Raw genomic sequence first — 20,607 nt, forward strand, 5'->3', positions numbered from 1 at the left:
GCGTTGGCCGATAAAATGTCAGATTGTGCGTCTGGTACGCGATGGGCCACGCAGGGATGAGTACACTGGCGCCGCTGCACAATACGGGGCGCAGGACGCGCCTTGTCATGGTTCTATTCTGGAGAGTGAAAGTGATGCGTCAGAAAGGCTTTACCTTGATCGAATTGTTGATCGTCGTGGCGATCATCGGCATTTTGGCCACGATTGGCTTGCCCATGTACACCAAGCACCAGGCCAAGGCCAAGTTCACGGCGGGGTTGGCGGAAATCAGCGCGTTGAAGGCCGGCTACGAGGATGTCATCAACCAAGGCACGGTGCCCAAGCTTGATCTGATCGGCGGCAACAGTCCCACCGCCAATTGCAAGATCGACGTGACAGGCGATGTTGCGACGGGTAGCGGCTCCATCAGCTGTGAAATCCTTGATGCGCCTGCGCCCGTGCAGGGCAAGACCATCACCTTGACGCGCAGCGCCAGCACCGGCTGGACCTGTGTAACCACGGCCGATGCGCAATACGTCGCCAAGGGCTGTGGCGCCAACGGAGCATGACGGCGACCGGGCGGTGAGCGAGCCGGTTGCCGCATGTTCAATGCGGTGCTAGCTTTAGCCCACCGCCCGTGTAGCTCAGCCGGTAGAGCAGCGCACTCGTAACGCGAAGGTCGCAGGTTCGATTCCTGTCTCGGGCACCAAGGCAGCACTGTTTCAAAGGCAATGTTTTCAGATGATCCCAGAATGGTTCTGAAGGCCAGACGAGCGGGTATTCGCGCCCACTCTTTTGTATCTGCGCAACCTTGATGACCCAGATGCATCCCCATTCCTCGATCTAAGAGAACGACATGACCACGACTGAGATGACCCAGGAAGTTCGGCACCAAGCAGCCCTCGACAAATACCTCGAGGCAACGCCGCAGCTTAAAGAAGAGATCAAGGACCTGAGCGCGGATGACCAGCGTGATCAGGTCCAGTGGGCATTCGAGGACGAGGCAGAAAGCCAGGGCCTCCAGCCCTGGGAACTGACCCTCAAATACACCTCTACACCGGAAGAGTTCGAAGCCACACGCCTTGTATTGCACAAGGAGGCCGCCGAAGTGCTGGGCGTCGAATGGGAAGAGTACTGCGAGATGAACAATCTCGTAGTTTGAAGGCAGCCTGTAGGAGCGAGCTTGCTCGCTAAAAACGTTAACGATACCGCGTGAACTCTGAATGCACGCGGTGCCTTTGAGTTTTTCGCGAGCAAGCTCGCTCCTACAGTCAGGGCGCTTTAGATACTCAACCGCATCGACAAATCCACCGCCTTCACATCCTTGGTCATCGCACCAATGGAAATGTAGTCCACGCCGGTCTCGGCGATGGGCAGCAGGGTGCTTTCATTGATCCCGCCGCTGGCTTCCAGCTTGGCCTTGCCCGCGTTCAGCCGCACGGCTTCGCGCATGTCGTCCAGGCTCAGCTCATCCAGCATGATGATGTCGGCGCCCGCCGCCAAGGCTTCGCGCAACTCCTCAAGACTCTCCACTTCGATTTCCACCGGTTTGCCCGGCGCAATCCTGTGGGCGGCGCCAATTGCCTGGGCAATGCCTCCGCAGGCGGCGATATGGTTTTCCTTGATCAGGAAAGCGTCATACAACCCGATGCGATGATTGTGGCAACCGCCGCAGGTGACCGCGTATTTCTGTGCCAGGCGCAGGCCCGGCAGGGTCTTGCGGGTGTCCAGCAGCTTGACCTGGGTGCTGGCGACGAAATCCGCCAGGTATCGGGCGCGGGTGGCGACGCCGGACAGCATCTGCAGGAAGTTCAGCGCACTGCGTTCGCCGGTGAGCAGCGAACGCGCCGGGCCTTCAAGGTGAAACAGCGGCTGGTTGGGGCTGACACGCTCACCATCGGCGACCTGCCAATGCACCGCGACGCGCGGGTCCAGTTGGCGGAATACCGTATCCACCCAGGCGGTACCGGCGATAACGGCGGCATCGCGGGTAATGATCGTGGCCTTGGCCAGCCGTTCGGCCGGGATCAGCTGTGCGGTGATATCGCCACTGCCGATGTCTTCCAGCAGTGCGCGACGCACGTTGGCTTCGATTTCGGCGGTGAGGTCAGCAAGACGCAGATTCGGCATAACAGGCTCCACAAACAAAGTGTCGCGATTATAGGGGTTGTGTGGATTGGAACCCAGGCTGGTCAGTCATTTAGCGCACAGGGGCAGAGTTTGCTGGCGCAACCGCCCTCATTTGCCAGATAATCTCGCGCCTTGCAATTGGCGTCATAGCTTTGACGTCCTGATGGTGACCAGGTATTGGCAGCGCCCCCAGAGGGCTTGCCTGCGTTCCTTGCCCATCTCAACACCCGCCGTTTCAGGAGGCCAGGATGCACAATGACGGGAAGGTGGTGCCGATCAAGCAGGCTCAAGCCACGCCATCGCCGCTCGCACGCCTGCCGGTGGTGGTGTTGCAGGTGCGTGACAAAGCCGCGCAACACCTGCAGCAGGGGTTGCAGGAACTGTTCGATAACGCCGACGACACATTGTTCGAAATGGCCGACAAGGCCCGTAGCACCGTCGACCAGCATATTTTCTTCGAGGCCATGCGCGACCTGCGCCTCAAGCGCAAGAACTTCGAGCGCGTGTTCATGGAGCAGCTGTTTGCGGCCTTCGCCAACCTGGGCCAGGCCGATAGCGTCGGGTTGCATCCGGTGCCGGTGGTGTCCTACGAGGTGACCAGCGGTACGCGGGCGGATGCGCGGGAAAAAGCCGTGGCGCTGGAGGCGATGCTCGGTCGCGTGCAACACCGTGACGGCTTGGCGCTCGGGCAATTGAGCGCGCGGTTGAGTGAGGTGTTGGGCAGGTGCATGAGCGATCAGGAGAACCCCCTGGGCCCGGCACGGCTTTGTCAGTTTTTTCTGCAGGCGGGCCGCAGCCTGGGGGTGGAGATCCGGGTCAAGCTGATCATGCTCAAGCTGTTCGAGAAATATGTACTCAGCGATGCCGACCAACTCTATGGCGACGCCAATCAATTGCTGGTCGCCACCGGGGTGCTGCCTGAACTCAAGAGCGTGCCGTCCCGTCGTGCCGGTGGGCGTGCGGCGCGTGAGCTTCAATACCAGGCCCGTGTGCCGGCTGCCGAACCGCCGTGCGACGAAAGCGGCCAACAAGCCTTTGCCGCGCTGCAAGCCCTGCTGGTTGGGGTGCGCGGTAGCGTAGCGCCAACGCTTGAAGCCACTGCGCAACCGCAACCCATCGCCACCCGCGACCTGCTGCGCCTGCTTTCGCATTTGCAACAATATGTACCGGAGCCTGCGGCGGAGGACGACTTCGACCTGCGCAACCAGCTCGAACAGTTGCTGACCCGAGTCAGCGTCAAGAGCGGCAAGTCGCGGGTGGTGGAGACGGCGGACGAGGATGTGATCAACCTCGTCGCCCTGCTGTTTGAGTTCATCCTCAATGACCGCAGCCTGCCCCACGCCTTCAAGGCCCTGATCGCGCGCCTGCAGATCCCGATATTGAAAGTCGCCGTGCTGGACAAGAGCCTGTTCAGCTGCGCCGGGCATCCGGCTCGCTGCTTGCTCAACGAGATCGCCAGTGCCGCCCTGGGCTACAGCCCGCAGAATGGCGATCAGAACGACAGCCTGTACCTGCGTATCGAACAGGTCATCCAGCGCCTGTTGACTGAGTTCGTTGACGACCCGGCGATTTTTTCGCAGTTGTTGACGCAATTGAGCACATTCATTGAAGAAGAGCGCCAGCGCAGCGAGTTGCTCGAACAGCACACCCGTGACGTCGAGCAAGGGCGCCTGCGTACCGAGGTGGCCCGCCAGCGTGTGGCCCAGGCGCTCAACCGGCGATTGTTGGGCAAGGCCTTGCCGCCGTTCGTGGTGCAATTCCTACAGCAAACCTGGAGCCAGGTGCTGTTGCTGGCCACTCTCAAACATGGCGAACAATCGGTGCAATGGCAGACCGAACTACGCACCATGGACGACTTGATCTGGAGCGTCGGCCTGCGCGAAGACACCGAGGCCGGCCGGCATTTGCTCGAGCAATTGCCAGGGTTGCTCAAGGCATTACGCGACGGGTTGGCCGGTGCGGCGTTCGATCCTTTCAGTACGCGTGAATTCTTTTTGCGCTTGCAGGCCTTTCACGTTCAGGCCTGCGAAGGCGAGGGCGACAACAGGCTGATTGAAGTCCGCGAGCCCTTGGTTCTCGGCAGCCAGTTGTCGGACGCCTTGGAAGACCTGCCCGACGATGACCCGGACCTGCTCAAGGTTCACCAGTTACGGATCGGCGGTTGGGTGGAGTTCCAGCAGGGCCCGGACACCGCGTTGCGGTGCAAGCTCACCGCGATCATGGCGCCAACTAATCGTTACATTTTCGTCAGTCGTACGGGGCTCAAAGTGCTGGAGCAAACCGCCGGCCAATTGGCCATGGCGTTCAAGCAGGGCGCCCTGCGCAGCCTGGACGAGGGTTTGCTGTTCGAGCGCGCGCTGGCTGCGGTGGTAGGCAGCCTGCGTCAACTCAATCGCGGCAAGTGATCGCAACGGCAGGGCGGAACGCGGCATACTGGTAACACTTCGTCTCATTCAAGGAGCCTGTATGCAGTTGGACCCCGTCAGCGGTTGGTTCGAGGGCATTCGCCATTGCCCTTCGCCCAACTTCAACGAGCGCCCGGCAGGCGAGATATCGCTGTTGGTGATACATAACATCAGCCTGCCCCCGGCGCAGTTCGCCACGGGCAAAGTGCAGGAGTTTTTCCAGAATCGCCTGGATGTCTCGGAACACCCCTACTTTGAAGGCATTGCCAGCCTACGGGTGTCTGCACATTTTCTGATTGAGCGTGACGGCACGGTCACGCAATTTGTCGCATGCCGCGACCGGGCCTGGCATGCAGGCGTGTCCAGCTTTGACGGGCGTGAGGTGTGTAATGATTTCTCCCTGGGGGTCGAGCTGGAAGGCACCGACGAGCTGCCGTTCACCGATGCCCAGTACGCGGCGCTGATTGACCTGACGCGCCAGTTGCTCGCAGCCTACCCTGGGATCACTGCCCAACGTATCTGCGGTCACAGCGACATCGCCCCCGGCCGCAAAACCGACCCGGGCCCGGCTTTTGATTGGATGCGCTTTCGCGGCGCGCTGCAGGATGGAGGACATAAACAATGAGTTTTCTGGTGCTGGTGCTGGCGGTGTGGATCGAGAAGTTCTCGGCCTTGCGCCAGCGGTTGCAGCGCGACGGCGGCTGGCTGCGTGAGCTGGCCAAGCTTGAGTCGAGCCCGCGCATGGGGACGCGGCCCTGGCTGATCCTGCTGGTGTTGGTGGTGCTGCCCGTAGCGTTGCTGGGCTTGTTGCTGCTGGTGCTGGAACCTGTGGCCTATGGCTTGTTGGCGTTGCCGGTGCACGTCCTGGTGGTGATCTATAGCCTGGGCCGTGGCGATCTGCTGGCCGCTTTGGGGCCGTTTCGTGATGCCTGGCGGCGGGGCGATCTGCAAGCCGCCGAGCATGTGGCCGAACGTGACCTGACGCTGGGTGCCGACAACGGCGCGCAGTTGCTCGAGCGGGTTCAGGGCTATTTGCTGTGGCAGGCCTACCAAAGCTTTTTCGCAGTGATTTTCTGGTATTTCCTGCTGGGCCCGGTGGCCGCTCTGGCCTACCGCCTGCTGGCGCTGGCTAGTGAGTACAGCCGGAACCCGCTGGTGGCCGAGCGCGCCACGCAATTGCGTCATGCCTTCGACTGGCTGCCGGTGCGCCTGCTGGCGGCGAGCTTTGCCCTGGTGGGCAATTTCGTCGGGGTCAGTCGGGTGATGCTCCACGAACTGCTGAACTGGGATATCAGCGCAGCACAGTTGGTGGAAAAAGTCGGCCTGGCCGCCGCAGAAATACCGCCGCCAGCGGTGGGCGCCGAGGGCATCAACAGCCTTGATCGCCTGTGGGAACTGCTGCTGCGTGCGGCGGTGCTTTGGTATGCCGGGTTTGCCATCTGGACCGTGTTGCCCTGAGCCACTCGGCAGGGGTTAACCCCCTGCCGTTAACCTTACGTTACAAAACTCCCTTTCAAATTGAGCTATACAGACAGAGCGCCAAATAGTGGCTATCTGCCGCCGCCCTGCGCCTCAATAAAAATAAAAGAAAGGGGGATCACCCGTGAAGCGCTTGCTCTATCCCGCCGTCGCATTGATGAATCGCCTGAGTTTCGGCATGAAATTCAGTCTGATCAGCGTGCTGTTCCTGCTGCCGATGCTGGCGACCAATTACTTTCTGGTGCGTGACGCCTGGGCTGAATTCCAGGGCACCCGCATCGAACTGCAAAGCCTCGATCTACTCGGCAGCAGCCTGATGGTGCGTCGCGAGCTGGAAGCGCTCAATAACCAGGTGCAGATCAATACGACCCTCGGTCAGTCCGGCAAGGCCGGCGACCTGGAAGCCAGGATCGCTGCCGTGGAGCAGAGCGTGCTCAGCCGTGTGCAGGGGCTCAGCGCGATGGCTACCCAGCCTGAGCAGGTTGCGGCCTTCGACACCAAGCGTGACGAACTGATTGCCGCGTTCAAGGCTCAGCAACAGGAAACCTCACTGCTCAACAAAAGTGCGTTGATCGGCAAATTGCTCAACCAGGCCCAGATACTCAGCCAGATCATCGCCAGTCAATCCGGCTTGAGCCGTGATCCCCAGAGCGATCTGCGCCAGCTCAGCGACCTGATCACCGCCGTCACTCCACAAGTCACTCAGCTGCTGGGGGAGGGCCGGGCGATGGGCGCGTATTCCCTCGGCCAGGGCTTTATCAATTCATCCTCCAGCACACGCTTCGACGAACTGCTGCAGCAGCTGGAAAAACTCCAGGGCGAATATGCCTTGAAGCTGCAGGATGCGCTCGGCGCCAGCCATGCCGCGCAGGCGGCACTCGACACTGCGGCGCAGGCCAGCCGGGCCAGCCTCAAGCAGGGCGCGGAGTTGTTCGAAGAACAGGTGGTGGTGGCTGAAACCCTCGACACACCGTGGCAGGGCTTTTACGACGGCGTCAGCCAACTGATGGCCAAGACCTATCAACTGAATGACGCCACCCTGGCATTCCTCCAGCAGCAACTGGAGCAACGCCTGGCACAAAAGCGTGTGCACATGGCGCTGCTGGTCACGGCGCTGGCGGCGGTGTTTGCGCTGATTTTCTATTTATATGCGGGCTTCTATGCTTCCACGCGCATGACCTTGCACAGCCTCGGGGCGATGATGGACAAGGTGGCGGCGGGCGATATGACGGTCACCTTCGTTGCCGACAGTCGCGATGAGCTGGGGGACCTGGGCCAGGTATTCAATGGCACCGTGGCCAAGATCCACGATTTGATCGAACGCGTCGGGCACACAGTCGCCCAGGTCGAGTTGCAAGCCGGGCAGGTACAAACGGTGTCGGCGCAGAGCAACCAGGCAGTGGCCGGCCAGCGCAGCCAGATCGAGCAAGTGGCAACCGCGATGAACCAGATGTCATCCACCGCGCAGGAGGTCGCGCGCAGCGCCGCAGCCGCCGTCGGCAGCGCCCGCAGTGTCAACGATGAAACCGTCAGCGGCCGTGGGCTGGTGCAATCCCAGCAAGGCAGCATCGCGCGCCTAGCCACGGAGATCGATGAGTCGGTGCGGGTGATCAACCAGTTGGCGGCCGACAGCCAGGCCATCAGCAGCGTCCTGGAAGTCATCAAAAGCATCGCCGCGCAAACCAACTTGCTGGCGCTCAACGCGGCTATCGAGGCCGCGCGCGCGGGTGAGCAGGGGCGTGGTTTTGCGGTGGTGGCCGATGAGGTGCGCACGCTGGCCCAGCGTACCCAGCAGTCCACCGAAGAAATCGAGCAGATGATCGGGCGCCTGCACAGCGGCGTCGGCGCAGCGGTCAAGGCCATGGGCGCCAGCCATGACACGGCCAGTGGCACGGTGGGGCAGTCGGAAAAAGTCCAGCAGGCTTTGGAAAACATCCTTGGTGCGGTAGGAATGATCGTCGATCAGAACCAGCAGATCGCCGCCGCCGTGGAGCAGCAAACGGCCGTCGCCCATGATATCGATCAGAATATCGTCGCCATTCATCGCGCGGGCGAACACGCGGCGCAGGGCGCCGACCAGACCGAAGCGGCCAGCCGCCAGTTGTCGCTGCAGGTGACGCAATTGAAGCAATTGATTGGCGCGTTTCGCGTGTAGGAATTGATGCTGTCTGGCGTGACTGAACGCCATTGCCATCGACGAACCCTTTGTCTGTACGTATTGCCACGCGTGCCTGCAGCGGTGTTGCCAGAAACAGCTGAGTCAATTCCGCGCCCTGGACCAATGGGCGCTGGTGCGGCCGAGCATGATCATGCTGACGTGCGCGACCCTGCTGGCGGCGCTGTTTGCCGAATGGCTGGGGCTACTCACGGTGATCGGGCAGTTCAATATTTCCCTGACGACGCTGTTGATCCATTGCCTGGTGCTGCGCTACGCCCGTCATCGACAAATGATGACCTTGAACCTGCAAGCCGTCAGCCCGCTACCAATTGAACACTTCGCGCGCGTTGCGTGTGCTCGCCTCAGCCAGCCGTGAAGCGCTGATACCCATCCGTTCGGCCAGGGCGTGGCAGATAGCCGGCAAGTGCTCCGGGCTGTTGCGCTGGCCCGGATACATGGCCGGGGCCATATCCGGGGCGTCGGTCTCCAGCACCACGGCTTCCAGGGGCAATTGGGCCAGCACCCGGTGCATGCGCAGGGCCTGCGGCCAGGTGGCGGCGCCGCCCAAGCCGAGCTTGAAGCCGAGCTTGATGTACTCGCGGGCTTCTTCCTGGCTGCCGGCGAACGCATGAATGATGCCGCCACGCGGTAGGCGGATGCGCTTGAGCGTGGCGATCACTGCCGCGTGACTGCGGCGTACATGCAGCAAGGCCGGCAGTTGAACGTCCACCGCCAATTGCAGCTGGGCCTCAAACAGCGCTTGCTGGCGCTCGCGGTCCAGGTGCTCCAGAAAATAATCCAGGCCGATTTCACCCACGGCACAGAGCTGCCGATGGCCCTGCAGTCGCGTCAGCCAGTCGCCCAACTCCAAAAGGTCGGCGGGGCGATGCTCATCGAGATACACCGGGTGCAGGCCGAAGGCGGCGAACAAGCCTTCATCCTCCAGCACCAGATCCCACAACCTTTGCCAATTTTTCTGATAAACACCGAGCAGCACCATGCGCCTCACACCCTGATCGCGGCTGCGGGCGAGGACTTCGTGACGATCGCCATCGAAGTCCGCAAAATCCAGGTGGGTGTGGGTGTCGATCAGCTCCACGCTCAGGCCTCGTGAATGCGCTGCTTGAAGGTGCGGCTGATCCCGTGCACGCCGGGCTGGTAGTGTTCTTCTTCAATGGCGGCCAGAGCCAGGCGCAGGGCGGTGTCGGCGATCAGTTGATGCTGCTGGGCCATGGCATTGACCGGCAGCGGCAGGAAGTCCAGCAACTGAGTATCGCCGAAGGTGCCCAGGCGCAGTGGCCGCGATTTGAGTGGAACGTCGTGCAGCGCATCGAACACGCCTTGCAGCAGTACGTAGGACGTGGTCACCAGGGCGTCAGGCAAGTGCCCCAGGCGTTGCAGTAATTGCTCCATCAGCTGTCGCCCGCAGTCTCGGCTGAAGGCTTCGCCCTGTTCGATGATCACCTCACCAGTAAAACCGTGCAGGGCTTCACGGAAGCCTGCGGCACGTTCCTGGCTGATGCTCAGCTCCGGGCGCGCGCCGATCAGCGCGATTTGCTTGGGCAACGGTTGCAGCAGGCTGCTGGTGAGTTGCTGGCAGGCTTGGCGGTCATCGCTGACCACCGAGCAAAACTCGCTGGGCTCCATGACCCGGTCGATGGCGATCACCGGCAAGCCTTTGGCTTGCAGTTCGCGGTAGCTATCATCGCTGGCTGGCAAGCAGCTGGCGACGAACAACGCATCGCAACGCCGCGCGCGGAACAGTTGCAGCAGTTGGCGCTCGCTGTCGGCTTCGTCATCGGAGCTGGCGATCAGCAATTGATAGCCCCGCGCCCGCGCCCCCTGTTCAAGCAACTTGGCAATACGTGCGTAACTGGGGTTTTCCAGATCCGGCAGGATAAAGCCCAAGGTGCGTGTGTGCCGGCTGCGCAATCCGGCGGCTTGTGGGTTAGGCGTAAAACCATGGGCCTGGACCACGGCCCGCACTCGCTCGACAGTCGCGTGACTGATGCGCTGTTGTTCGGCCTTGCCATTGATGACATAGCTGGCTGTGGTCACGGACACACCGGCCAGACGTGCGATATCACTGAGTTTCAAACCGGGATTTCCTTGTTTTTTAGAGCGTGCCCCGACATTTTGTTCAATCCTAACCGATTCCAGCCTGCGACCAATGTCCCACAGCAGGCGCCGAGTGGCCCTTCAAGCTTGCGCAATTAACGCGTAATCTGCCATAAATTCTAGATTAAACGTTTCAGCAAGCGTATTTTTACGATGTTCGCCACTGAGTAGCTACTGCCAATTGACTGCTCAGTCAGTTGTTTCCGAACACCGCTAAGCTGATTTATTCAAAACAATACCTAGTGCGCACCTCGCACTAACTAGGAGAACGGCATGCTCGAGCTCACTGTAGAGCAGATATCCATGGGCCGGGTGGCGGTGGATAAATCTGCTGCCTTGCACCTGCTCGCTGAAAAACTGGTGGCCGATGGCTTGGTCGCCGAAGGTTATCTCAGTGGCTTACAAGCCCGTGAAGCCCAAGGCTCGACCTTTCTCGGCCAAGGCATTGCCATTCCCCACGGCACCCCGGAAACCCGCGATCAGGTGTTTTCCACCGGCGTGCGTCTGTTGCAGTTTCCCGAAGGCGTGGACTGGGGCGATGGCCAGGTCGTCTACCTGGCCATCGGCATCGCCGCCAAATCCGATGAACACTTGCGCCTGCTGCAACTGCTCACTCGCGCCCTGGGTGAAACCGACCTCGGCCAAGCGTTGCGCCGTGCCGGTTCCGCCGAGGCCTTGCTGAAGTTGTTGCAAGGCGCGCCGCAGGAACTGGCGCTGGATGCACAGATGATCAGCCTGGGCGTATCGGCCGATGATTTCGAGGAATTGGTGTGGCGCGGCGCGCGCCTGTTGCGCCAGGCCGATTGCGTGAGCAACGGCTTTGCCGCCGTGTTGCAGCAAGTCGATGCGCTGCCCCTGGGGGATGGCCTGTGGTGGCTGCACAGCGAACAGACGGTCAAGCGCCCAGGCCTGGCATTCGTCACGCCGGATAAACCCATGCGCTACCTGGGCCAGCCGCTTAATGGCCTATTCTGCCTGGCCAGCCTGGGCGAAGCGCATCAGGCGCTGCTCGAGCGCTTGTGCGCCTTGCTGATCGAAGGGCGCGGCCAGGAATTGGGCCGCGCCACCAGCAGTCGTGCCGTGCTTGAAGTGCTGGGTGGCGAGCTGCCGCCCGACTGGCCCAGCGCCCGCGTCACCCTGGCCAACGCCCACGGCCTGCACGCGCGTCCGGCGAAGATCCTCGCCCAACTGGCCAAACAGTTTGACGGCGATATCCGCGTGCGCATTGTCGACGGCCCGGTCGGCGCCGTATCGGTAAAAAGCCTGAGCAAATTGTTGAGCCTCGGCGCGCGGCGTGGCCAGGTGCTGGAATTTGTCGCCGAGCCGACGATCGCGGGCGATGCGCTGCCGGCGCTGTTGGCTGCCATTGAAGAAGGCCTGGGCGAAGAAGTCGAGCCGTTGCCGACGGTCAGCGCCCAGCCCGTCACTGCCGATATCGAACCGGTCATCAGCGCGCCGCTGCCCGGCAGCCAGATCCAGGCAATTGCCGCCGCGCCCGGTATCGCCATCGGGCCCGCGCATATCCAGGTGCAACAGGTGTTCGACTACCCGTTGCGCGGTGAAACCTGCGCCGTTGAGCGCCAGCGTCTGCACAGCGCGCTGAGTGATGTGCGCCGCGATATCGAAGGCCTGATCGAGCGCAGCCAATCCAAGGCCATCCGCGAGATCTTCATCACCCACCAGGAAATGCTCGACGACCCGGAACTCACCGACGAAGTCGACACCCGTCTCAAGCAAGGCGAAAGCGCCGAAGCCGCGTGGATGAGCGTGATTGAAGCCGCCGCCAAGCAGCAGGAATCGTTGCAGGACGCCTTGCTCGCCGAACGCGCCGCTGACCTGCGCGATATCGGTCGTCGCGTATTGGCGCAGCTGTGCGGCGTCGATACCGCTCAGGAACCCAATGAACCCTACATTCTGGTAATGGACGAAGTCGGCCCTTCGGACGTCGCGCGCCTGGACCCGGCCCGTGTCGCCGGCATCCTCACCGCCCGTGGTGGTGCCACGGCCCACAGCGCCATCGTCGCCCGTGCTCTGGGCATTCCTGCGCTGGTCGGCGCCGGGGCGGCGGTGTTGCTGCTCAACGCCGGCACGCCTTTATTGCTCGACGGCCAGCGCGGCCGCCTGCACGTCGACCCCGACACCGCCACCCTGCAGCGCGCGACAGTCGAGCGCGACACCCGCGAACAACGCCTGCAAGCCGCCTCGGCGCAACGCCATGAACCGGCGCTGACCCGCGACGGCCACGCGGTGGAAGTGTTCGCCAATATCGGCGAAAGCGCCGGGGTTGCCGCTGCGGTGGAACAGGGCGCCGAGGGCATCGGGCTGTTGCGCACTGAGCTGATTTTCATGGCCCACCCGCAAGCGCCGGACGAGGCCACCCAGGAAGCCGAATACCGTCGCGTGCTCGACGGCCTCGACGGGCGTCCGCTGGTGGTGCGGACCCTCGACGTGGGCGGCGATAAACCGCTGCCGTACTGGCCGATTGCCGAAGAAGAAAACCCCTTCCTCGGTGTGCGCGGTATTCGCTTGACCTTGCAGCGCCCGCAGATCATGGAAGCGCAATTACGTGCATTGTTACGCTCGGCGGACAACCGGCCGTTGCGCATCATGTTTCCCATGGTCGGCAGCGTGGACGAATGGCGCGCCGCCCGGGATATGACCGAGCGCCTGCGCCTGGAAATCCCGGTGGCCGACCTGCAACTGGGGATCATGATCGAAGTGCCGTCGGCCGCGCTGCTGGCGCCGGTACTCGCCAAGGAAGTCGACTTTTTCAGCGTCGGCACCAACGACCTGACCCAATACACCCTGGCCATCGACCGTGGCCACCCGACCTTGTCGGCCCAGGCCGATGGCCTGCACCCGGCTGTCCTGCAATTGATCGACATCACCGTGCGCGCCGCCCATGCCCATGGCAAGTGGGTCGGTGTGTGCGGCGAGTTGGCGGCCGACCCGCTGGCGGTGCCGGTGTTGGTCGGCTTGGGGGTGGATGAGTTGAGCGTGTCGGCGCGCAGCATTCCCGAAGTGAAGGCGCGCGTGCGCGAATTCAGCTTGAGCGAGGCCCAGGGCCTGGCGCAAAAAGCACTGGCGGTGGGTTCGCCCGCCGAAGTGCGTGCCCTTGTGGAGGCCGTGTAGATGGCAAAGATTCTGACCCTGACGCTGAACCCGGCGTTGGACCTGACGGTGCGCTTGGCGCACCTGGCGCCCGGCGCAGTCAATCGCAGTGAAACCCTGCTCACCCATGCCGCCGGCAAGGGCGTGAACGTGGCGCAGGTGCTGGCCGATCTGGGCCATGAGCTGACCGTGAGCGGCTTCCTGGGTGAGGGCAACCCGCAGGCCTTCGAGGCGCTGATTGCACAACGTGGCTTTACCGACGCGTTTGTTCGCGTGCCCGGTGACACCCGCAGCAACATCAAGATTGCCGAGCACGATGGCCGCGTCACCGATATCAACGCACCGGGGCCTGAGGTGTCAGTGCAGGCGCAGAACGCGCTGCTCGAAAAACTGGCTCGGATCGCGCCAGGCTTCGACGCGGTGGTAGTGGCCGGCAGCTTGCCGCGTGGCGTTACCGCCCATTGGTTTCAGCACATGCTCGAGCAATTGAAAGGCCTCGGTTTGAAAGTAGCCCTGGACACCAGCGGCGAAGCCTTGCGCGCCGGGTTGAAGGCAGGCCCATGGATGGTCAAACCCAATACTGAAGAGCTCGCCGAAGCGCTGGACAACGCCACCGATGCCATCCGCCAGCTGCATCAGCAGGGTGTGGAGCATGTGGTGGTCTCGGACGGTGCTGCCGGCGTGAACTGGTACAGCGCGGGCGCGGCCCTGCATGCCACGCCGCCCAAGGTGACGGTCGCCAGCACCGTAGGCGCCGGCGATTCGCTGCTGGCGGGCATGCTCCACGGCCTGCTGCGCGACGAAGCGCCCGAGCAGACCCTGCGCCGCGCCACGGCGATTGCCGCGATGGCGGTGACGCAAATCGGTTTCGGCATCAGCGATGACGCGCAGTTGGCGCGCCTTGAAAGCGGTGTCGATGTACACGCGCTGACAGAACAATAAGAGGGTTTGTGATGAAGTTAGCCATTGTTACCGCCTGCCCGAACGGCATGGTCACCAGTGTGCTGTGCGCCCGCTTGCTGGACGCCGCCGCACAGCGCCAGGGCTGGAGCACCAGTGTCGAAGTGGTGGACGTGCAACGCCCGGACAGCCAGCTGTCCCAGGCGACCCTCGATGACGCCGAGTGGGTGTTGCTGGTCAGCAGCACCCCGGTGGATATGCAGCGCTTTGTCGGCAAGCGCGTGTTCCAGAGCACGCCGGCCCAGGCGTTGGCGGATGTCGACGCGGTGCTGCGCCGGGGCGCCGAGGAGGCGCAGGTGTATGTGGCGACCGAGGCGCCGGTCGGGAATGTCCCGCGCATTGTCGCGATTACCGCCTGCCCCACCGGTGTGGCCCATACGTTCATGGCTGCCGAGGCCTTGCAGCAGACCGCCAAGCGCCTGGGCTACGAGTTGCAGGTCGAGACCCAGGGCTCGGTGGGTGCGCGCACGCCATTGACGCCTGAGGCCATCGCCAACGCCGACGTGGTGCTGCTGGCGGCGGATATCGAAGTCGCCACCGAGCGCTTCGCCGGCAAGAAGATCTACCGCTGCGGCACCGGCATTGCCCTCAAGCAATCGGAAGCCACGCTCAACAAGGCGCTGGCCGAGGGCGCGGTGGAAAGCGCGGCCAGCGGTGCGGTGGCCAAGTCGGAAAAAACCGGCGTGTACAAACACCTGCTCACCGGTGTGTCGTTCATGTTGCCGATGGTGGTGGCGGGCGGCCTGTTGATCGCCTTGTCCTTCGTGTTCGGCATCCACGCCTTTGAGGAGAAGGGCACCCTGGCGGCGGCACTCAAAACCGTCGGCGACCAGGCGTTCATGCTGATGGTGCCGTTGCTGGCGGGCTACATCGCCTACTCGATCGCCGATCGCCCCGGCCTGGCGCCGGGCATGATCGGCGGGTTGCTCGCGGGCACCCTGGGCGCTGGCTTCATTGGCGGGATCTTCGCCGGTTTCCTCGCCGGCTACAGCGTCAAGCTGATCTCACGCGCGGTGCGCTTGCCGCAAAGCCTGGAGGCCCTCAAGCCGATCCTGATCATCCCGTTGCTGGCAAGCCTGTTCACTGGCCTTGCGATGATCTATCTGGTCGGCCCTCCGGTGGCACGCTTGCTGACCGGGCTGACGGATTTTCTCAGCACCATGGGCACCACCAACGCGGTGCTGTTGGGCATCCTGTTGGGCGGCATGATGTGTGTCGATCTGGGCGGGCCGATCAACAAGGCGGCGTATGCGTTTTCCGTCGGCCTGCTGGCGGCGTCGAGCGGCGCGCCGATGGCCGCGACCATGGCGGCCGGCATGGTGCCACCGATTGGCATGGGCATCGCGACCTTCCTGGCCCGGCGCAAGTTCGCCCAGACTGAGCGCGAAGCCGGCAAGGCCGCGATGATTCTCGGCCTGTGCTTTATCTCGGAAGGGGCCATCCCGTTTGCGGCCAAAGACCCGTTGCGGGTGATCCCGGCCAGCATTGCCGGCGGCGCGCTGACAGGGGCGCTGTCGATGTACTTCGGTTGCAAACTGGCTGCGCCCCACGGCGGCTTGTTTGTGCTGGTGATTCCGAACGCGATGAATCATGCGTTGCTATACCTGCTGGCGATTGTGGCCGGCAGTGTGCTGACCGGGTTGGTGTATGCGCTGATCAAGCGGCCGGAAGCGGCGGAACTGACGGTCACTGCTGCCAAGGGCTGATGAGGTTTGAAAATGTGGGAGGGGGCTTGCCCCCGATAGCGGTGTGTCAGCCAGTCTATTGGTAGCTGACACACTGCCATCGGGGGCAAGCCCCCTCCCACATTTGATCTTCAGTGTCTGTGAGGGCGGTGTCATATCTGCTTCATCCGCCCATGCTTAAGTTGGCCTTTTGATACTCAAGAGGGCACCTGCATGAGCCACTTCGATCTCGGCCGTCGCCGCGTGATGCAAGCTGTCGGGGCCGGCCTGTTGTTGCCGGGACTGGCGCCGGCGGTGATTGCGTCGGTAAAGGACCGTCCGCTGCTCACCGATGGCGTGCAGTCCGGTGACCTGCTGGGCGACCGCGCGATGATCTGGAGCCGCAGCGACCGCCCGGCGCGGATGGTGGTGGAGTGGGACACCCGCAGTGTGTTCAGCAACCCACGCCGGTTCGTCTCGCCCCTGGCCGATAACCGCAGCGATTTTACGGCCCGCGTTGAACTCACCGGGCTGCCCGCCGACCAGGCGATTTTCTACCGCGTGCATTTCGAAGACGCCCAGACCGGCATCGCCAGCGAGCCGTGGTTCGGCCACTTGCGCAGCGTGCCGCAACAGCGTCGCGACATCCGCTTTGTGTGGAGCGGCGACACCGTCGGCCAGGGTTTCGGTATCAACCCGGACATCGGCGGCATGCGCATCTACGAAGCCATGCGCCTGCGCCTGCCGGACTTCTTTATCCACAGCGGCGACACCATCTACGCCGACGGCCCGGTGCCGGCGCAACTGGCCACTGAGGGCGGGCGCATCTGGCGCAATATCACCACCGAAGCCAAGAGCAAGGTCGCCGAAACCCTCGAAGAATATCGCGGCAATTACCGCTACAACCTGCTGGATGAAAACGTGCGGCGCTTCAATGCCGAGGTGCCGCAGATCTGGCAGTGGGACGACCACGAGGTGATCAACAACTGGTCATCAAGCAAACAGTTGGACGAGCGCTACCAGACCCGCGACATCAATACCCTGGTCGGCCGTGCGCGCCAGGCCTGGCTGGAATATTCACCGATGCGCCGGCAAAGCGCCGACGGCGGCGGGCGGATTTATCGCAAGCTCAGCTATGGGCCACTGCTGGATGTGTTCGTGCTGGACATGCGCAGCTATCGCGGCCCCAACGACGACAACCTGGGCGGCGCAAAGCCCTTCCTGGGGCGCGAACAGTTGGACTGGCTCAAGCGCGAACTCAAGGCCTCCCAGGCGCAGTGGAAAGTGGTCGCGGCCGACATGCCCATCGGCCTCGGTGTGCCGGACGGTGAGGTCAGCCCTGGCGTGCCGCGCTGGGAAGCGATCGCCAACGGTGACCCCGGCCCGGCCCAGGGGCGTGAGCTGGAAATTGCCGAGCTGCTGGGATTCCTGCGCGCACACCAAGTGCGCAACCACGTGTGGCTGACCGCTGATGTGCACTATTGCGCCGCGCATCACTACCACCCGGATCGGGCGGCGTTCCAGGATTTCGAACCGTTCTGGGAGTTTGTCGCAGGGCCGTTGAATGCAGGCAGCTTCGGGCCGAATCCGTTGGATAAGACCTTTGGGCCAGAGGTGGTGTTCGAGAAGGTACCGCCTGCGCAAAACACCTCGCCGTTTGCCGGGTTTCAGTTTTTTGGCGAGGTGCAGATTGATGGGCAGACGGCGGAGTTGACGGTGATTTTGCGCGATCTCGATGGCGTCTCGGTGTTTGAGCAAAAACTGCAACCCGTCTGAAAACTATGGGAGGGGGCTTGCCCTAATGCCAATCTGTAGGAGCGAGCTTGCTCGCGAAAAACGTCAACGATAACGCGTGTTTTCTGAATGAACACGGTGCCTGTGAGTTTTTCGCGAGCAAGCTCGCTCCTACAAAAAGCCTTCCCCCTCCCACATTTGATCTTCAGTGTCTGTGAGGGATCAGTACACATCCCGGCGATAGCGGCCTTGCTCGATCAAGCGCTCCACCGTTTCACTGCCGAGGATATCCACCAGCGCCTGATCCACCCCCGTCGCCATCCCCTGCAAGCTGCCGCACACATAAATCGCTGCGCCCTCGGCCAGCCATTTGCGCAACACGTCCGCCGATTCACGCAGGCGATCCTGCACGTAGATTTTCTCCTCCTGGTCCCGCGAAAACGCCAGGTCCAGCAGGGTCAGGTCACCACTGGCCAGCCAGCCTTGCAGTTCTGCCTGGCACATGTAGTCGTGGGCGATATGGCGTTCGCCGAACAGCAGCCAGTTACGCTGCTGACCGTCGGCAATGCGCGCCTTGAGCAAGCTGCGCAGGCCGGCCAGGCCCGTGCCGTTGCCCAGCAGGATCAGCGGCACCGGCGCTTCGGGCGGGTGGAAACCGCTGTTGCGGCGCAGGCGCAGGCTGATGCCCGCGCCAATGGCGGCGTGTTCAGTCAGCCAGCCGGAACCCAGGCCCAGGCTGCCGTCCGGGTGGCGTTCCTGGCGCACGATCAGCTCCAGCACTCCGTCGCTGGCAATCGAGGCGATCGAGTATTCACGCAGGCCCAGCGGTATCAGCGCATCGACCAGTGCCTGGGCATGCAGGCCGACCAGATGGGTGCGGTTATCCGGCAGTTGGCGCGTGGCCAGGGCCTGGTTGAGCGTTTGCGCCAGGCCTTCAATCAGCACGCCATCGCTGCCGGCCAGGCCCAGCCCTTCCAGGAAGTGCTCAACGGCTCGCGGGCTATTGCGCGGCAGGATTTCCACCAGGTCACCGGCCTGCCAACTGAGGGGCGAGGGCGGTGTGAGGCCGAGCAGGTAGACGGGCGCGCCGACGCTGCCAGGGTTGAGCAGGGTGCGTTGGCGCAGGGTCCAGTGTTCGAACTGGGCGGTCTGCCAGGCCGCTGCCGGCGTGTGGCCGGTGAGCTGGCCGAGCTGCTGTTGCCAGGTCAGCAAGGCCTCGGTATCGCCGCTGTCGACTTCCACCGGCGCAAACAGCGGGTTGCCGCCCTGGTGGGTCAACCAGAAATGCAGGCGCCGGGCAAAGCCGCAGAAGTGTTCATATTGCCGGTCACCCAGGGCCAGCACCGAGTAGTTCAAGCCCTTGAGGGACACGTCCTGGCCGAGCACGCTGCGTTCGAAGCCACGGGCGCTGTCGGGGGCTTCGCCGTCGCCGAACGTGCTGACCACGAACAAGGCATTTTCCGACTGGCTCAGGTCGTGCTGGCTAAGCGTGCCCAAGGGCTGCACCTTCACCGGCAGACCTGCCGCCTGCAATTGCCCGGCCGTCTGCCAGGCCAATTGTTCGGCGAAACCGCTCTGGCTGGCGAAGCCGATCAACCAGGCCGGGGCATCGCTGGAGTGGGCGTCAAGACCCTTGCGTGCGTCCCTTACCTGGCGTTTTTTTCGGCGCCGGTCTAGGTACAGCAACCAGCCGGTAACGAAGAACAGCGGCATGCACAACGCGCTCAGGGTGAGCACGATCCGTCCTGCCAGCCCCCAATAGCTGCCGGTGTGCAAGGCATAAACGCTGGTCAACAACTGCGACTTATAACTTTTGCTGGCGTAGCGCTCATGGGATTTGACCTCGCCGGTGGCCGGGTCCAGGTTGATCTGGTTCAGCGCACGGTCGTGGGGCGAGTCTTCCAGCAGGTAATACACGGTGGCCGGTTGCCCGGCGACGGCCGGCAGACGGATGTTGTAGGCGCTCAAGCCAGGCCCCGCGTTGCTGTAGATGCTGCTCCAGATGGCTTCATAGTTGGTCACGTAGCTGGCCACGGGCGCAGGGCCAGCCGGCGGCGGGCCGCGCTTGAGCGTGCGCTCGTTCTGCGGCGCGTCGGACAGCAGTTGGGTCACGCCACGGTTGTACCAGTCGTACGACCAATACAGCCCGGTCAGTGCCGCCAGCAGATAAAACAGCAGGCACCAGGTGCCGAACACCGAGTGCAGGTCCCAATTGAAGCTGCGGCCCTTTTTACGCCAGTCCAGGGTCAACCACACGCGCCAGTTCTTCACCTGGCGCGGCCAGCGCAGGTACAGGCCGGAGAGGCAGAAGAACAGCAGGATCAGGGTGCAGGCGCCAGTGATCGTGCGCCCGATGTCGCCTATCGCCAGGAAGCGGTGCAACTGCAGGATGAAGCCGAATACATCCTGGCCGACGGCGTCGCCCAGGTAGTCGCCGGTATATGGGTCGAAGTAGCGTAGCGGGCCCCGGCGCTCGCCCGGTGGCGGGGTGAAGGACACGCGCCCGGCATTGCCGCTGTCGCGCTCCACCCAGAGCATCGCCACGGCCTTGCCTTCGGTGGCTTCCAGCTTGCGCACCAGTTCGGCGGGCGGCAGCACCCCGGCTTCGCGTTTTTCAACATGCAAGACCTGCGGGTTCAGCGCCCGCAGTATTTCATCCTGGAAGGAGTACGCAGCCCCGGTGATCCCCATCAAGGCCAGCACCAGCCCGGCAGTGATGCCGAAGAACCAGTGCAACTGGAACAGGGTTTTCTTCAACACGTCGGACCGCCTCGCTCAACTGGTTATGAATGTCACGGCGCGCATTATGCCGTGGCTTATCGAGAAATATTCTGTTTAGCATGCAAAAGCCCCACGCATCCGATGCGTG

15 protein-coding genes and 1 tRNA gene are annotated in these 20,607 nt (G+C 62.9%); 12 read left to right on the top strand and 4 right to left on the bottom strand.

From position 1 onward, the window contains the following. The first annotated feature begins 134 nt into the window (after positions 1-134). From C4J93_RS04060 to C4J93_RS04070, 3 genes are all read left to right on the top strand, one after another. Positions 135-548 carry a pilin gene (locus tag C4J93_RS04060; protein ID WP_124430837.1) on the top strand — a complete coding sequence of 138 codons (414 nt, stop codon included), beginning with the start codon at positions 135-137 and terminating at the stop codon, positions 546-548. A gap of 64 nt (positions 549-612) precedes the next feature. Beyond that, positions 613-688, top strand: a tRNA-Thr gene (locus C4J93_RS04065). 147 nt (positions 689-835) lie between these two features. Beyond that, complete coding sequence (locus tag C4J93_RS04070; RefSeq protein ID WP_124361246.1) at positions 836-1,141, top strand: DUF6388 family protein; 306 nt, start codon at positions 836-838, stop codon at positions 1,139-1,141. A 119-nt stretch (positions 1,142-1,260) separates the two neighbouring features. Here C4J93_RS04070 and nadC read toward each other — a convergent pair whose 3' ends face one another. Further along, positions 1,261-2,109 (bottom strand): carboxylating nicotinate-nucleotide diphosphorylase, encoded by an 849-nt coding sequence (gene nadC / locus C4J93_RS04075; protein ID WP_124428657.1) that lies wholly within the window; start codon positions 2,107-2,109, stop codon positions 1,261-1,263. Between the two features lie 248 nt (positions 2,110-2,357). Between nadC and C4J93_RS04080 the strand changes: the two genes are divergently transcribed. From C4J93_RS04080 to C4J93_RS04100, 5 genes are all read left to right on the top strand, one after another. Then, positions 2,358-4,514, top strand: coding sequence for a DUF1631 domain-containing protein (locus C4J93_RS04080; protein WP_124428658.1), 2,157 nt, complete (start codon positions 2,358-2,360; stop codon positions 4,512-4,514). Between the two features lie 61 nt (positions 4,515-4,575). After that, positions 4,576-5,139 carry a 1,6-anhydro-N-acetylmuramyl-L-alanine amidase AmpD gene (ampD, locus tag C4J93_RS04085; protein ID WP_124428659.1) on the top strand — a complete coding sequence of 188 codons (564 nt, stop codon included), beginning with the start codon at positions 4,576-4,578 and terminating at the stop codon, positions 5,137-5,139. Beyond that, on the top strand, positions 5,136-5,972 hold the full coding sequence (gene ampE / locus C4J93_RS04090) for a regulatory signaling modulator protein AmpE (protein ID WP_124428660.1): 837 nt from the start codon (positions 5,136-5,138) through the stop codon (positions 5,970-5,972). The genes ampD and ampE overlap by 4 nt, the downstream gene beginning before the upstream one ends. Positions 5,973-6,117: 145 nt before the next feature. Continuing rightward, positions 6,118-8,148, top strand: a complete 2,031-nt coding sequence (locus C4J93_RS04095) for a methyl-accepting chemotaxis protein (RefSeq protein WP_124428661.1) — start codon at positions 6,118-6,120, stop codon at positions 8,146-8,148. Positions 8,149-8,170: 22 nt separating this feature from the next. Then, positions 8,171-8,527, top strand: a complete 357-nt coding sequence (locus tag C4J93_RS04100) for a hypothetical protein (protein ID WP_124428662.1) — start codon at positions 8,171-8,173, stop codon at positions 8,525-8,527. Here the strand turns inward: C4J93_RS04100 and C4J93_RS04105 are convergent. Together C4J93_RS04105 and cra are read right to left on the bottom strand one after the other, a co-directional pair. Next, positions 8,474-9,250, bottom strand: coding sequence for a TatD family hydrolase (locus tag C4J93_RS04105; RefSeq protein ID WP_124428663.1), 777 nt, complete (start codon positions 9,248-9,250; stop codon positions 8,474-8,476). The two genes, C4J93_RS04100 and C4J93_RS04105, sit on opposite strands and share 54 nt — an antisense overlap. A gap of 2 nt (positions 9,251-9,252) precedes the next feature. After that, positions 9,253-10,248, bottom strand: coding sequence for a catabolite repressor/activator (gene cra, locus C4J93_RS04110; RefSeq protein WP_124361254.1), 996 nt, complete (start codon positions 10,246-10,248; stop codon positions 9,253-9,255). Between the two features lie 294 nt (positions 10,249-10,542). Between cra and ptsP the strand changes: the two genes are divergently transcribed. The 4 genes from ptsP (at position 10,543) to C4J93_RS04130 (ending at position 17,780) form a co-directional block, all read left to right on the top strand. Further along, positions 10,543-13,401 carry a phosphoenolpyruvate--protein phosphotransferase gene (ptsP, locus tag C4J93_RS04115; RefSeq protein ID WP_124428664.1) on the top strand — a complete coding sequence of 953 codons (2,859 nt, stop codon included), beginning with the start codon at positions 10,543-10,545 and terminating at the stop codon, positions 13,399-13,401. Continuing rightward, positions 13,402-14,322, top strand: a complete 921-nt coding sequence (gene pfkB / locus C4J93_RS04120) for a 1-phosphofructokinase (RefSeq protein ID WP_124428665.1) — start codon at positions 13,402-13,404, stop codon at positions 14,320-14,322. It begins immediately after the preceding gene. Between the two features lie 11 nt (positions 14,323-14,333). Next, on the top strand, positions 14,334-16,046 hold the full coding sequence (locus C4J93_RS04125; protein ID WP_124428666.1) for a PTS fructose-like transporter subunit IIB: 1,713 nt from the start codon (positions 14,334-14,336) through the stop codon (positions 16,044-16,046). A 192-nt stretch (positions 16,047-16,238) separates the two neighbouring features. Next, a complete protein-coding gene (locus C4J93_RS04130) occupies positions 16,239-17,780 on the top strand; it encodes an alkaline phosphatase (RefSeq protein WP_124428667.1) in 1,542 nt (513 codons plus the stop codon). A gap of 180 nt (positions 17,781-17,960) precedes the next feature. Here the strand turns inward: C4J93_RS04130 and C4J93_RS04135 are convergent, their stop codons facing one another. Further along, positions 17,961-20,498 carry a sulfite reductase flavoprotein subunit alpha gene (locus tag C4J93_RS04135; protein ID WP_124428668.1) on the bottom strand — a complete coding sequence of 846 codons (2,538 nt, stop codon included), beginning with the start codon at positions 20,496-20,498 and terminating at the stop codon, positions 17,961-17,963. Positions 20,499-20,607: the final 109 nt, after the last annotated feature.

The organism is Pseudomonas sp. R2-37-08W (assembly GCF_003851705.1).
Lineage (GTDB): Bacteria > Pseudomonadota > Gammaproteobacteria > Pseudomonadales > Pseudomonadaceae > Aquipseudomonas.

Coding starts and splice junctions, on each gene's coding strand:
- C4J93_RS04060 (WP_124430837.1), top strand. CDS start 135: ATGCGTCAGAAAGGCTTTACCTTGATCGAATTGTTGATCGTCGTGGCG.
- C4J93_RS04070 (WP_124361246.1), top strand. CDS start 836: ATGACCACGACTGAGATGACCCAGGAAGTTCGGCACCAAGCAGCCCTC.
- nadC (WP_124428657.1), bottom strand. CDS start 2,109: ATGCCGAATCTGCGTCTTGCTGACCTCACCGCCGAAATCGAAGCCAAC.
- C4J93_RS04080 (WP_124428658.1), top strand. CDS start 2,358: ATGCACAATGACGGGAAGGTGGTGCCGATCAAGCAGGCTCAAGCCACG.
- ampD (WP_124428659.1), top strand. CDS start 4,576: ATGCAGTTGGACCCCGTCAGCGGTTGGTTCGAGGGCATTCGCCATTGC.
- ampE (WP_124428660.1), top strand. CDS start 5,136: ATGAGTTTTCTGGTGCTGGTGCTGGCGGTGTGGATCGAGAAGTTCTCG.
- ptsP (WP_124428664.1), top strand. CDS start 10,543: ATGCTCGAGCTCACTGTAGAGCAGATATCCATGGGCCGGGTGGCGGTG.
- pfkB (WP_124428665.1), top strand. CDS start 13,402: ATGGCAAAGATTCTGACCCTGACGCTGAACCCGGCGTTGGACCTGACG.
- C4J93_RS04125 (WP_124428666.1), top strand. CDS start 14,334: ATGAAGTTAGCCATTGTTACCGCCTGCCCGAACGGCATGGTCACCAGT.
- C4J93_RS04130 (WP_124428667.1), top strand. CDS start 16,239: ATGAGCCACTTCGATCTCGGCCGTCGCCGCGTGATGCAAGCTGTCGGG.